The 13,623-nt window shown below is 40.9% G+C and carries 12 protein-coding genes; all 12 read left to right on the top strand.

The window, feature by feature from the left end:
- Positions 1 to 31: 31 nt before the first annotated feature.
- The gene (locus tag BDR01S_RS00955; RefSeq protein WP_066253176.1) at positions 32 to 1,171 is read left to right on the top strand and encodes an acyl-CoA dehydrogenase; all 1,140 of its coding nucleotides are present in this window, start codon (positions 32 to 34) and stop codon (positions 1,169 to 1,171) included.
- Between the two features lie 46 nt (positions 1,172 to 1,217).
- Positions 1,218 to 3,185, top strand: coding sequence for an acetate--CoA ligase (locus BDR01S_RS00950; RefSeq protein ID WP_066253179.1), 1,968 nt, complete (start codon positions 1,218 to 1,220; stop codon positions 3,183 to 3,185).
- A 179-nt stretch (positions 3,186 to 3,364) separates the two neighbouring features.
- Complete coding sequence (gene accC, locus BDR01S_RS00945) at positions 3,365 to 4,726, top strand: acetyl-CoA carboxylase biotin carboxylase subunit (protein ID WP_066253184.1); 1,362 nt, start codon at positions 3,365 to 3,367, stop codon at positions 4,724 to 4,726.
- Between the two features lie 11 nt (positions 4,727 to 4,737).
- On the top strand, positions 4,738 to 4,950 hold the full coding sequence (locus BDR01S_RS00940) for an acetyl-CoA carboxylase biotin carboxyl carrier protein subunit (protein WP_066253187.1): 213 nt from the start codon (positions 4,738 to 4,740) through the stop codon (positions 4,948 to 4,950).
- Between the two features lie 32 nt (positions 4,951 to 4,982).
- On the top strand, positions 4,983 to 5,909 hold the full coding sequence (locus tag BDR01S_RS00935) for a hydroxymethylglutaryl-CoA lyase (protein ID WP_066253190.1): 927 nt from the start codon (positions 4,983 to 4,985) through the stop codon (positions 5,907 to 5,909).
- A gap of 13 nt (positions 5,910 to 5,922) precedes the next feature.
- Positions 5,923 to 6,705 carry an enoyl-CoA hydratase gene (locus BDR01S_RS00930; protein WP_066259894.1) on the top strand — a complete coding sequence of 261 codons (783 nt, stop codon included), beginning with the start codon at positions 5,923 to 5,925 and terminating at the stop codon, positions 6,703 to 6,705.
- Between the two features lie 30 nt (positions 6,706 to 6,735).
- A complete protein-coding gene (locus BDR01S_RS00925) occupies positions 6,736 to 8,280 on the top strand; it encodes an acyl-CoA carboxylase subunit beta (protein ID WP_066253194.1) in 1,545 nt (514 codons plus the stop codon).
- 47 nt (positions 8,281 to 8,327) lie between these two features.
- On the top strand, positions 8,328 to 9,029 hold the full coding sequence (locus BDR01S_RS00920; protein WP_066253196.1) for a CoA transferase subunit A: 702 nt from the start codon (positions 8,328 to 8,330) through the stop codon (positions 9,027 to 9,029).
- A gap of 69 nt (positions 9,030 to 9,098) precedes the next feature.
- Complete coding sequence (locus BDR01S_RS00915; protein ID WP_066253199.1) at positions 9,099 to 9,749, top strand: 3-oxoacid CoA-transferase subunit B; 651 nt, start codon at positions 9,099 to 9,101, stop codon at positions 9,747 to 9,749.
- A gap of 362 nt (positions 9,750 to 10,111) precedes the next feature.
- Entirely contained in the window at positions 10,112 to 11,017 is a 906-nt protein-coding gene (qoxA, locus tag BDR01S_RS00910; protein ID WP_066253202.1) for a cytochrome aa3 quinol oxidase subunit II, read from the top strand.
- A 63-nt stretch (positions 11,018 to 11,080) separates the two neighbouring features.
- Complete coding sequence (qoxB, locus tag BDR01S_RS00905) at positions 11,081 to 13,027, top strand: cytochrome aa3 quinol oxidase subunit I (RefSeq protein WP_066253205.1); 1,947 nt, start codon at positions 11,081 to 11,083, stop codon at positions 13,025 to 13,027.
- Positions 13,027 to 13,623, top strand: coding sequence for a cytochrome aa3 quinol oxidase subunit III (gene qoxC / locus BDR01S_RS00900; protein ID WP_066253207.1), 597 nt, complete (start codon positions 13,027 to 13,029; stop codon positions 13,621 to 13,623). Before qoxB ends, qoxC begins: the two co-directional genes overlap by 1 nt.

Genomic DNA, 13,623 nt, shown 5'->3' with positions numbered 1-13,623 from the left:
ATCAGAATATTAAGAAAGGGGATGTAGATAAATGAATTTTGATTTAACGAAAGAACAAGAGATGATCCGCAAGTTAGTTCGAGATTTTGCTAATGCTGAAGTTGCTCCTGGAGCGGATGAACGTGATCGAACGGGGGAATTCCCTAAGGAAGTTTTTACAAAGTTAACAGAGTTAGGGATCATGGGCCTGCCATTTCCTGAACAATACGGTGGAGGAGAAGCTGACACGATTAGCTTTGCGATTGTCGTGGAAGAACTTAGTCGTGTTTGTGCATCAACAGGCATTACATATTCAGCACATATTTCATTAGGAGGAGCTCCTCTTAATTTATTTGGTACACATGAGCAAAAAGAGAAATACTTAACACCTATTTGTACGGGAGAGTCGTTTGGAGCATTTGGATTGACTGAGCCGAATGCAGGTTCCGATGCAAGTGGAACCCAAACAACAGCAGTTCTTGATGGAGATGAGTGGGTCATAAACGGCTCCAAATGTTTTATTACAAATGCGAGCTATGCGAATCACCTTGCAGTGACGGCGGTTACAGACCGCTCAAAAGGAATCAATGGAATCAGCGCATTTATTGTTCCTACAAATGCTCCGGGATTCACTGTCATCGACAACTACGAAAAAATGGGTCTGCATGCCTCAAATACCACAGAACTTATCATGGAGAATGTAAGAGTTCCAAAAGAAAATCTGCTGGGAACGGATGGAAACGGTTACAAACAATTTTTGGCTACACTTGATGGCGGAAGAATTGGAATTGCTGCGATGGCTGTAGGTATTGCACAAGGAGCTTATGAAAAAGCTCTTCAATATGCAAAAGAAAGAAAACAGTTTGGAAAAAGTTTATTCAACTTCCAGGCCATTCAATTTAAATTAGCGGACATGGCCATGAATATCGAATTAGCCCGGAATATGGTTTTCAAAGCAGCTTGGTTAAAGGATCAAGGAAGAGCCTTTAAAAAGGAAGCGGCATATGCAAAATTATTTGCGTCGGAGATGTGCATGCGAGCATGTGATCAAGCCGTTCAAATTCATGGCGGTTATGGATATATGAAGGAGTATCAAGTAGAACGATTCTTCCGTGATGCAAAACTCTTAGAAATTGGTGAAGGAACATCTGAAGTTCAACGAATGGTTATTGCCAAGCAAATTGGATGTTAAAGAATTTTTATATGAAAAAAATAAAAATTGTTAAAGGAGCCATTACATGGATATCAGTGGAATTTTACAAGTCGTTTCAAATAGTAAACTAATTTATCCAAACGAAGAAAAAGTAAGTTCAACCTCCATTGGGAGCAGCGAAGCATTTCAGGAACTTCTTAAACAATCACAAGAAGATCCTGCTAAATTTTGGGACAGTGCAGCCCGTGAACTGGAATGGTATGAACCGTGGGATGAAACCATTAGTGGACAGCTTCCTGATTTTCGCTTTTTTTCCGGCGGCATTAGTAACCCAAGTGTGAATTTACTAGATCGCCATATAGAAAATGGGGCAGGAAATCGGACCGCTCTCATTTGGGAGGGTGAAAACGGGGACAGCAAATTTTACACATATAATATGCTTCTTGCTGAAGTCAATCGGTTTGCGAATGTTCTTAAATCCTTTGGTGTAAAAAAAGGTGATTGTGTGGCCATTTTTCTTCCCAATCTGGCCGAAGCCTTTATTTCTGTTTTAGCTTGTTTTCGAATTGGTGCTATTTACAATACGATTTTTTCCGGTTATTCGGAAAAATCATTGACAGACCGACTCATCAATTTTGAGCCAAAGGTATTGATTACTGCGGATGCAACGGAACGTAGGGGTAAATTCATTCCTTTAAAAGAAAAAGTGGATCAGGTTGTCCCATCTATTCCATCTATCGAGGCAGTCATTGTAGTCGACCGATTAGGTTCAGAGGTTCAAATGAAAGAGGGCCGGGATTACTGGTGGCACGAGCAGACCAAAGCGGCAAGTATCGTTTGTGAACCTGAGAGAATTGAAGCGAATGAGAGTGGCATTGTCTTTTATACAAGTGGGACAACAGGTAAACCAAAAGGTGTCGTGCATTCCGGCATGGCTTTTGTCACACAGAATTACACATATGCCAAGTATCATATGGATCACCATCAAGACGATGTTTTCTGGTGTACAGCGGATATCGGCTGGTTAACCATGCATATATGGGGAATTACAGGTGCCTTAGCGAATGGTGTAACAACTGTTGTCTTTGAAGGGGCTGTTGATTATCCAACGAAAGATCGTTTCTATCAAATCATTGAAAAATACAGGGTGAATAAACTGTTTACAGCCCCAACAGCATTAAGAATGTTAAAAAGTATGGGAGAAAAGACATTAGAGAAATTTGATTTATCATGCCTCGATGTTATTTCCCTTGTTGGAGAACCCTTCGATCCAGAAACCTGGCATTGGACATATGAAGTTTTAGGGAAGAAGAAGGTATATATCAATAATACATGGGGCCAAACCGAAACAGCAGGATCGCCTATAGCTGGAGCAGCTTGGCTGACGCCGATGAAACCGGGCTCCTCAGGAACGGCCTTTTTAGGTGCAGTTATGGATATCGTTGATGTAGAAGGCAATCCAGTTAAACCTGGTACCCTAGGAAATCTGGTGATTAGAAAACCATTTCCAATGCTATGCAGAACACTTTGGAAAGAACCAGAACGATATTACGCATCCTATTATAGCCAAGTGGATGGCTGCTATTATGCGAGCGATTTGGCATTAATAGATGATGATGGATATTTATGGGTAGTTGGCCGTTCAGATGATGCGTTTAATGTAGCCGGACACCGCTTAAGTACAATGGAAATGGAAAGCGCTGCCCTTGAATGTGAGGGAGTTTCTGAAACCGCAATTATTGGAATTCCTGATGAAATTAAAGGAGAGGTTCCGCTCGTATTTGTCCGTCTGGCTGATGGCTATAAAGGAACAGAAGAATTAAAACAACAAATAAATAATCGGATTATTCAACAAATTGGTAAGATTGCCACTCCAAAATCAATTATTTTTACAGATATGCTGCCGAAAACAGTCAGCGGAAAAATCATGCGCCGCTTATTAAAGGAAATTGTTGTATCTGGAAAAGTTACCGGCGATATTACAGGACTAGAAGACCCGACGACCGTTGCACAAATACAAAAAATACTTTCGGAAAAATCATCTGTTAAATAGTTATTAATTAGAGACAGTCATTTGTCAGGAAGGTAATCGACAAATGACTGGTTCCATATTAGTAGATTAGGAGTTAAAGATAGATGTAAAGATTTACATATCTCCTTTATTATCAAAGTTTAGCCGATGCTGATGAGTTTTGAACCTTCTTAAATAGAGGATAGAAAGGGTGGAAAGTCATGTTTAAAAAAGTATTAATAGCTAATCGTGGCGAAATTGCTGTCCGTGTAATCCGTACTTGCAAGTCCTTAGGGATTACCACAATTGGAGTTTACTCAGAGGCAGATGCGGATGCTCCCCATGTGAAAATGGCAGATGAGGCCTATTTAATTGGCGGTCCCCGTGTAGCCGAAAGCTATTTAAATATCAATAAAATTCTCGAGGTCGCTCTCGAATCAGGAGCGGAGGCAATCCACCCGGGATATGGCTTGTTGTCCGAAAATACGGACTTTGCTCGCCGTTGTGAGGAAGCTGGCCTTATCTTCATTGGACCTTCTCCGGAGGTTATTTCTAAAATGGGAAGTAAGATTGAATCACGCAAGGCGATGGAGGAAGCTGGTGTTCCTGTCGTTCCGGGGATTACCTACCCACTGGCAGATGAAGAGGAAGCGGTAGAAGCGGCGGACCGCATTGGTTATCCCGTTATGCTAAAAGCATCCGCTGGTGGTGGAGGAATTGGAATGCAGGTGGTCCATAACGGAGATGAAATTCGAAAAGCTTTCGCGGGGAACCAAAAGCGAGCGACTGATTTCTTCGGCGATGGAGCGATGTATATTGAAAAATTTGTTGAAAATCCAAGGCATATTGAAATTCAAATCTTGGCAGATAGTTTTGGAAATACCGTGTATCTTTGGGAACGTGAATGTTCAATCCAGCGCCGTCATCAAAAGGTCGTAGAAGAAGCTCCATCCTCATTTATTACTGAAGAAACTCGTACCAAGATGGGCGAGGCTGCAGTAAAAGCAGCCAAATCCATTGGGTATAAAAATGCGGGGACCATCGAGTTCTTAGTGGATGAAGAGCAAAATTTCTATTTTCTTGAAATGAATACCCGTTTACAAGTGGAACATCCGGTTACGGAAGAAATTACAGGGTTGGACTTGGTTGAAAAACAATTGCAAATTGCTGCAGGGGATGCTCTGGAATTTTCTCAAGAAGAGGTTAAACGCGAGGGTCATGCCATTGAGGTTCGAATCTATGCGGAAGATCCGAAAACATTTTTCCCTTCACCCGGAAAAATAACAAAATTAGAGTTGCCGAACGGACCTGGAGTTCGACATGAATTAGCCATTCATGGTCAATCCGTCGTCACACCTTTTTATGATCCAATGATTGCTAAACTTGTTGTCAAGGGCAGCAATCGGGAAGAGGCAATCAATCGTCTACAAGATGCATTAGTGGATTATCATATTGAAGGAATTAAAACAAATATCCCAATGCTTCAAGAGGTTATTGCTCACCCGGCATTCCAATCAGGTGATACGACAACAGACTTTGTTAACAAATATTTAAAAACTAAAAAAGCAAATAACATAAAATAGGAGGAATAATTATGAGTGAAGTAGTTGCAAGCATGGCAGGAAATGTATGGAAGATATTGGTTAAAGCTGGGGACCAGGTAGAAGAGGGTCAAGATGTAGTGATTTTAGAATCGATGAAAATGGAAATTCCAATTGCGGCTGAATTCGATGGAACGGTCAAAGAAGTGAAAGTGAATGAAGGCGACTTTGTTAATGAAGGCGACGTCATTGTAGTAGTTGAATAGAGCCTGAATAAAGGTGTAAAGGAGATGGAACAATGAAGTGGCCGGAGAGTGTAACGATTAAAGAGGTTGGTCCTCGTGATGGATTGCAAAACGAAAAAGCTTTCATTCCAACAGAAGATAAAATTGCTTGGATAAATCAAATGTCAGAAAGTGGGCTAAAACATCTGGAGATTACCTCTTTTGTTAATCCCAAATGGATTCCTGCACTATCAGATGCCGTTGCCGTTGCTGCTGGCATTACTAAAGTGCCCGGTGTCACCTATACAGCACTCGTTCCAAACCTTCAAGGTTTGGAACAGGCATTTAAAGCGAACATTGACGAAGTGGCCGTGTTTATGTCAGCAAGTGAATCACATAACTTAAAAAATATTAATAAAACAATTGGCGCGACTTTCCCAGTGTTAAAAGATTTGGTCAGAGAAACCATTTCAGCCGGAAAATTAAGCAGAGGCTATGTGTCAACCGTTTTTGGCTGTCCGTATGAGGGAAATGTTGATATCGATGCGGTCATAAGAGTTTCCGAAACATTATTTGACATGGGGATTGCAGAATTGTCTCTCGGGGATACAATTGGTGTGGCAAATCCTAAACAAGTTCAAGAAGTGTTAGAAGTCTTACTAAAAAGATTTCCGGCTGATAGATTAGCCATGCATTTTCATGATACACGAGGAACGGCTTTAGCCAACATCTTAGTATCGTTAGAGATGGGAATTACCATTTTTGACTCTTCGCTTGGCGGCTTAGGAGGATGTCCTTATGCCCCGGGAGCATCTGGTAACGTAGCAACAGACGATTTACTTTATATGCTTCATGGGATGGGGATCCACACTGGTGCTGATCAGCAAAAGCTCACTTCTGCATCCCATTTCATTCAGGAGAAGCTTGGCAGACCTTTACCTAGTAAAAGTTTCCAAGCCGCCAGCGCAAAGCTGGGTGGAAAGCTTGGAAATACCGTGTGAGAAAGGTGAGATTATGACTAATACCATAGTAGTTAACAAGTTAGAAAACGGAATCGTGCTGATTACTTTAAATAGGGCAGAAGCTGCTAATGCATTATCAGTAGAGATGTTAGAGGGGCTCAAGGACGCCATTCTTACCAGTAAATATGATCGATCCGTCCGCTGTATCGTCATTACTGGGGCCGGGGAGAAGGCTTTTTGTGCGGGCGCTGATTTAAAGGAACGGGCTGGAATGGATCCGGTTCAGGTGAGGAAGACCGTTTCCTTGATCCGTGATACGATTAACTCTTTAGAATTATTACCCCAACCGGTCATAGCGGCAGTGAACGGCGTTGCTTTTGGCGGAGGAACTGAACTAGCGCTCGCTTGTGATATCCGTATTGCCTCTGAAACTGCGAAACTTGGACTGACGGAAACTTCATTAGGAATTATTCCTGGTGCAGGCGGAACACAACGTTTACCAAGATTAGTAGGAAAGGGACGTGCCAAAGAGCTGATTTTCACTGCCAGACGTATTGATGCAAAAGAAGCCCTTGAGATTGGTTTAGTAGAGTATACGGTCCCTGTTGCAAGCTTAATGGATAAAGCATTAGAAATTGCCGGACAAATTGTTCGGAATGGCCCGATTGCCGTCGCACAAGCAAAGTTCGCCATCGATAAAGGCTATGATGTGGATATTAACACAGGTCTGGCGATTGAACAAAATGCCTATGAAGTGACGATGCCAACAAAGGATCGTTTAGAAGGATTACAGGCTTTTAAGGAGAAACGCGCCCCAATCTACATGGGAGAATAATAAAACTAGATGAATAGAGGAGGAGAAATAATGACAGTGGATATAAAACCTCTACAACAAACACTGCAAGATCGAGTCGAGCAAATCAAAAAGGGCGGAGCTCCCAAATATCATGAAAAGAACCAAGAGCAGGGAAAACTATTTGTTCGTGATCGTTTATCACTTTTATTCGATCCTGGCTTTGAATTAGAGGATGCTGTATTTGCAAACTGTATGGCGGGAGATCTTCCTGCAGATGGTGTTGTGACTGGGATGGGCAAGATTAATGGCCAGCTTGTCTGTGTGATGGCCAATGATTCAACAATCAAAGCGGGTTCTTGGGGAGCTCGAACGGTTGAGAAAATCATTCGAATCCAGGAAACGGCTGAAAAACTTCGTGTGCCATTATTATACCTGGTAGATTCAGCTGGGGCGCGGATAACGGATCAGGTGGAAATGTTTCCGGGGCGTCGTGGGGCAGGAAGAATCTTTTATAATCAAGTGAAACTTTCAGGTAAAATTCCTCAGATTTGTATACTGTTTGGACCATCAGCTGCCGGGGGAGCCTATATTCCAGCTTTTTGTGACATTGTCATTATGGTTGATAAAAATGCATCGATGTACCTGGGATCACCGAGAATGGCCGAAATGGTTATTGGTGAAAAAGTAACTTTGGAGGAAATGGGCGGTGCTCGGATGCACTGTTCTGTTTCAGGCTGTGGTGATGTTCTGGCGAAAAATGAAGAAGAAGCCATTTCAATGGCGAGAAACTATCTTTCTTATTTCCCTGCTAATTTTTCAGAGAAACCGCCAGTTCGAGAGGCTATGGCTCCTAAACTATTGAAAAAACCATTAGAAGAGTTGATTCCGGCTAATCAGAATGCAGCATTTAATATGCATGACTTAATAAATGGGATTATTGATGAAGGTTCCTTCTTTGAAGTCAAAAAACTTTTTGCTGGCGAACTTATTACAGGACTTTCCCGTATGGCGGGAAAATCAGTCGGAATCATCGCCAATCAGCCGCGTGTTAAAGGCGGCGTATTATTCCACGATTCAGCAGATAAGGCCGCAAAATTTATTAATCTTTGTGATGCCTACCATATTCCCCTATTGTTTCTAGTAGATGTGCCTGGATTTATGATAGGTACAAAAGTAGAACGGGCAGGAATCATTCGCCATGGAGCGAAAATGATTTCAGCTATGGCTGAAGCGAGTGTTCCAAAAATCTCTGTTATCGTCCGTAAAGCCTATGGAGCTGGTCTTTATGCAATGGCTGGCCCTGCATTTGAACCGGATGCTTGTCTTGCTTTGCCTTCAGCACAAATTGCGGTTATGGGACCAGAAGCAGCAGTAAATGCCGTATATGCTAATAAAATTGCTTCGCTGCCTGAAGAGGAGCGTGCCGCATTCATCGAACAAAAACGTGAGGAATATAAAGAGGACATTGATATTTACCATTTAGCTTCTGAGATGGTGATTGACGGGATTATTCCAGCAAACTCAATGCGAAAAGAACTTGTTAATCGTTTTGAGGCATACTCTTCAAAATATCTCATTTTTTCAGAACGGAAACACGCTGTTTACCCAGTCTAATTTATTAAAGTCAATTGTAAAAGTTGAAATCTATGGAGGCGGATCCAGTGAAGAATGGAAAAGTTGTGAATTCCTTCACCGAAGCAATAAAAGATATTTCAAATGGCGCTACCATCATCGTCGGAGGTTTCGGACTGTGCGGAATTCCCGAAAAGGCAATTCTTGCCTTAAGAGATCAGGGAACAAAGGATTTAACCATCGTGAGTAATAACTGTGGTGTGGATGATTGGGGGCTTGGTCTATTGCTTGCCAATAAGCAAATTAAGAAAATGGTTTCATCGTATGTCGGTGAAAATAAAATTTTTGAAAAGCAGTTTTTAAGCGGTGAGCTTGAGGTCGAACTAGTCCCTCAAGGAACGCTTGCAGAACGAATTCGTGCTGGCGGCGCCGGAATACCTGGTTTCTATACGGCAACAGGGGTGGGAACTCCCATTGCAGAAGGAAAAGAGCACAAGGAGTTTAATGGAAGGACTTATTTACTAGAAGAGGGAATTGTCGGCGATTTTGCCTTGGTGAAAGCCTGGAAGGCCGACCCGTTTGGAAATCTTGTTTTCCGAAAAACATCACGCAACTTTAATCCATTGGCTGCCATGGCTGGAAAAATCACGATTGTTGAAGTCGAGGAAATCGTTGGGGTAGGAGAGTTAAATCCAGATGAAATCCATACGCCTGGAATCTACGTTCAACGTGTGCTGCTCGGAACAAACTATGAAAAACGGATAGAAAGACGCACAGTAGTACAAGCTTAATAGTTTTTTTAAGAATGTTTATTGGAGCGGAAATCAACAGCCAAGTTTAAGAGACAAGGAGTGAGTGGATTGAAGGATGCGCGATTAACCATCGTAAAACGTGCGGTTCAAGAAATTCAAGATGGAATGAACGTAAATTTAGGAATTGGGATCCCAACTCTTATTGCCAATGAAATTCCAAGCGAATACAATGTCATGCTACAATCGGAAAATGGCTTATTAGGCATTGGCCCTTATCCGGTTGAAGGTACAGAAGACCCTGATCTAATAAATGCGGGAAAAGAAACGGTCACGGACGTACCCGGTGCTTCCTTTTTTGACAGTGCGGAATCATTTGCCATGATTCGCGGCGGTCATATCGATCTTGCCATCTTAGGGGGAATGGAAGTTTCACAAACAGGAGATTTGGCTAACTGGATGATTCCGGGGAAGATGATCAAGGGAATGGGTGGCGCCATGGACTTAGTAAACGGCGCAAAACGTGTGGTGGTTATTATGGAACATGTGAATAAGCACGGAGAATCTAAGGTCAAAAAAGAGTGTACACTTCCCCTTACTGGAAAAGAAGTGGTCCACCGTTTAATAACTGATTTGGCTGTATTTGATTTCACTCCTGAAGGAATGGTTCTCGTGGAAACCCAGGAAGGGGTATCAGTTGAGGAAGTGATTGAAAAAACGGAGGCTTCATTTAAAATTGGTGTTAAATTTCAAGTGAAGTAAGAGATTGAAGCACATTGATGGTGGAATCAGGAGATTGCAGAAAGCTGCTGCTTCTATTTTTTACCTAATAATCCAAAACCCTGTTGTCACATGACAATAGGGTTTTTTTGGCGGTTTAGGAAGAACGATACAATCCTTTTTTAGAATAAATTTTTTATTATAATCACTTCTCGAATAAAATGCCAATGAATAGCCTCCACTTTTAAATGTCAATTTTTCTTTATGAATATTTAATGACATTTCCTATCTGGGAGATGTAATTTCAACTAATTTATATTAAGATTTTTTTAGATGTGATTTATATCACAATATATGAAACATTAAATTTAGAAATATCTTAGATTAAAGAAAGGGTTGCTAAAATGAAATTAAAATCGGTTTTAGTATTGCTTGTATTCACTATTATCACAGTGCTTACAGGATGTGAACCACTCATGGTTCTTGATCCTAAAGGGCCTCAAGCCAAAAGGCAAGCCCATGACATTTTGCTCTCCATTGGCATCATGTCGTTTATTGTGATTGTTGTTTTTGCTATTTTGATATATGTGTTAATTAAGTATCGTGCCTCAAAGCAAAGCCCAGACTATGAACCTCCTCACATCGAAGGAAATAAATGGGTCGAGATCGTCTGTGTCGGAATTCCTGTCATAATAGTAACTTATTTTTCATTTGTTTCTGTTCAAAGTAACTATATCGTTGAAGCAAAACCACAAGGATACCAGGATAAGGAACCTTTAGTTATTTATGCATCATCCTCTGATTGGAAATGGCATTTTAGTTACCCAGAGGAAAATATCGAAACGATTAACTATTTGTATATTCCAACAGACCGTCCAATTGAATTTAAACTCTATTCATTTGGGCCTATTACAAGCTTCTGGATTCCGCAGCTTGGCGGACAAAAATATGCAATGTCTAATATGGTAACGACCTTGAATTTAGCTGCTGATGAACCAGGAGAAATGATGGGGCGCAATGCGAACTTCAGTGGTAAAGGAACTGCTGAAAATATGTTTAATGTCACGGCAATGTCTGAAAAGGATTTTGATAAATGGGTAAAAGACGTTAAAAAAACTGCAAAGCCTCTAACAGAGGGACAATTTAATAAGTTTTTAAAACCGGGTCATCTCGGACAAATGACCTTCACTGGTACTCATTTAGACTTTAGTCCTGCTCCTGAACATCATAATAGTGAGCCCACTAAATCAGAGGAAGGTCATGAGGACCATTCTCAAATGGAAATGTCAGACCACCAAGGTCATCAGTAAATATTGAATGTTTTATGAATGAACAGTTGTTAAAATACATTTTTCGAAAGGAGTCAGTACAGGATGGATTTTTTGGACCGTTTTGCCGTACCAAATCCAAGTATCGCGATATATGCATCAATGGTTGCGATTGGCCTTACCGTAGTCGCTATTTTCGCGGGCTTAACCTATTTTAAAAAGTGGGGGTATTTATGGCGGGAATGGTTAACAACGGTTGACCATAAACGAATTGGAATTATGTATTTAATCTCTGCCTTAATTATGTTATTTCGGGGTGGAGTGGACGCAATTATGATGCGTGCACAGCTTGCTGTACCTGATAATAAGCTGATGGATGCCCAGCATTATAATGAGGTTTTCTCAACACACGGGGTTATTATGCTTTTATTTATGGCAATGCCATTCATCTTTGCTTTTATGAACTATCTTGTTCCATTACAAATTGGGGCTCGTGATGTGGCTTTTCCAAGATTAAACGCATTAAGCTTTTGGCTATTCTTCTTCGGCGCGATGCTGCTTAATATCTCTTTTGTTGTCGGAGGGTCACCTGATGCAGGATGGACTTCTTATTTTCCACTTGCAGGGAATGAACTTAGTCCATCGGTCGGAACGAACTATTATATGTTCGCCATTCAAATATCCGGCCTTGGTTCACTAATGACAGGTATTAACATGATTACAACGATTATTAAAATGAGAGCACCTAGTATGACATTAATGAAAATGCCTATGTTTACATGGTCTTCATTGGTTACAAACCTAATCATTGTAACAGTTTTCCCGGTACTAACAGTGGCACTTGCGATGGGATCAATGGACAGACTCTTTGGTACCCATTTCTTTACAACAACAAATGGCGGGATGGATATGCTCTGGGCCAACCTTTTCTGGGTTTGGGGACATCCTGAAGTATATATCCTCATTTTGCCTGCGTTTGGATTATATAGTGAAATTATCTCAACCTTTGCCGGTCGAAACCTTTATGGCTATAAATCAATGGTTGCTTCAATGGTTATTATCTCAGCCCTTTCATGTTTGGTTTGGGCTCACCATTTCTTTACAATGGGTCAAGGCCCTACGGCAAATAGTTTCTTTTCAATAACAACGATGGCTATTTCAGTTCCGACTGGAGTTAAGATGTTCAACTGGTTATTTACATTATGGAAAGGGAAGATCCGTTTCACTGTTCCAATGTTGTATTCCATCGGTTTTATTCCGCTTTTTGTTATTGGTGGAATGACAGGGGTTATGTTGGCGATGTCGGCTGCTGATTACCAATACCATAATACAATGTTTTTAGTAGCGCACTTCCATAATGTGATCATACCAGGTGTTGTATTTGCGATGCTTGCTGGTCTTACGTACTACTGGCCAAAAATGTTTGGCTTTATGTTAAATGAAAGAATTGGGAAATGGGCATTTTGGCTTCTTTCCATCGGATTTTGCTTAGCATTCTTCCCAATGTATATTACTGGTTTGGACGGTCAAGCACGCCGTATGTACACATATTCTGAGGCGACTGGCTATGGAGCTTTAAATATGGTTTCATTTGTTGGTGCGGGTATTATGGCAATCAGCTTTGCTATAATCGTATACAACGTATATTACAGTGTTCGTTATTCACCAAGGAATATTAGCGCAGATCCTTGGGATGCTCGTTCATTGGAATGGGCTACACATACTCCTGTCCCGGAATATAACTTTGCAATTACACCAAATGTTGCTTCAAGTCAGGCATTCTGGGATACCAAGAAAAAGGGTCATGAGTTGTTTTCAGGTGAATTGGAAAAAATCCACATGCCTAATAACAGCGGAGTTCCATTTATAATGGGGGCAATTTTCTTCGTGTGGGGATTTTCATTCATATTCTCATTGTGGATTCCAGCTATTATTTCAACGATTGCCATACTAGTATGCTTGGTACTTCGCTCATTTGAAGTGGATCATGGCCGTTATATTTCTGTTAAAGAAATTGAAGAAACTGAAATCAAATTGCGAGGTGTTAACTAATGAAAATCGATCACTCGCTGCCATTAGAATATAGTACTAAACAAAATGACCAAAATATTTTTGGATTTTGGGTTTTCCTTGCAGCTGAAATTATGCTTTTTGCGACACTTTTTACGTCCTATTTTACGCTAGAGCATAGAGTAGGTAATGGACCAAGTGGATCCGAAATTTTTGAAATTACCCCAGTCTTAATTGAAACGCTAGTTTTATTGACTAGTAGTTTTACAATAGGGCTTGGCATTCACGCTATGCGTATTGGGAAACAAAAAGCAATGTTAACCTTCTTTGCGATTACACTTGTTCTTGGTTTAGGCTTCCTAGGCTTTGAAATAGATGAATTTATTACGTATATCCATGAAGGTGCAACACTGCAGACAAGTGCATTTACAGCTATTCTAATGATGACATTGGGAACACACGGCGCGCACGTTACATTCGGATTATTCTGGGGAGCCGGCATTGTTATGCAGATAAAAAAACGTGGTTTAACTCCCGAAACAACGAATAAATCATTTATCTTCTCGCTGTATTGGCATTTCCTGGATGTTGTTTGGATCTTTATTTTCAGCTTCATCTATTTGAAAGGAATGATGTAA

Source organism: Neobacillus drentensis NBRC 102427 (assembly GCF_001591445.1).
Classification (GTDB): Bacteria; Bacillota; Bacilli; order Bacillales; family Cytobacillaceae; genus Neobacillus; species Neobacillus drentensis.
Note: the sequence above shows the minus strand (reverse complement) of the source record. Positions and strands in the feature narration are given on the sequence as shown.

Coding starts and splice junctions, on each gene's coding strand:
- BDR01S_RS00955 (WP_066253176.1), top strand. CDS start 32: ATGAATTTTGATTTAACGAAAGAACAAGAGATGATCCGCAAGTTAGTT.
- BDR01S_RS00950 (WP_066253179.1), top strand. CDS start 1,218: ATGGATATCAGTGGAATTTTACAAGTCGTTTCAAATAGTAAACTAATT.
- accC (WP_066253184.1), top strand. CDS start 3,365: ATGTTTAAAAAAGTATTAATAGCTAATCGTGGCGAAATTGCTGTCCGT.
- BDR01S_RS00940 (WP_066253187.1), top strand. CDS start 4,738: ATGAGTGAAGTAGTTGCAAGCATGGCAGGAAATGTATGGAAGATATTG.
- BDR01S_RS00935 (WP_066253190.1), top strand. CDS start 4,983: ATGAAGTGGCCGGAGAGTGTAACGATTAAAGAGGTTGGTCCTCGTGAT.
- BDR01S_RS00930 (WP_066259894.1), top strand. CDS start 5,923: ATGACTAATACCATAGTAGTTAACAAGTTAGAAAACGGAATCGTGCTG.
- BDR01S_RS00925 (WP_066253194.1), top strand. CDS start 6,736: ATGACAGTGGATATAAAACCTCTACAACAAACACTGCAAGATCGAGTC.
- qoxA (WP_066253202.1), top strand. CDS start 10,112: ATGAAATTAAAATCGGTTTTAGTATTGCTTGTATTCACTATTATCACA.
- qoxB (WP_066253205.1), top strand. CDS start 11,081: ATGGATTTTTTGGACCGTTTTGCCGTACCAAATCCAAGTATCGCGATA.
- qoxC (WP_066253207.1), top strand. CDS start 13,027: ATGAAAATCGATCACTCGCTGCCATTAGAATATAGTACTAAACAAAAT.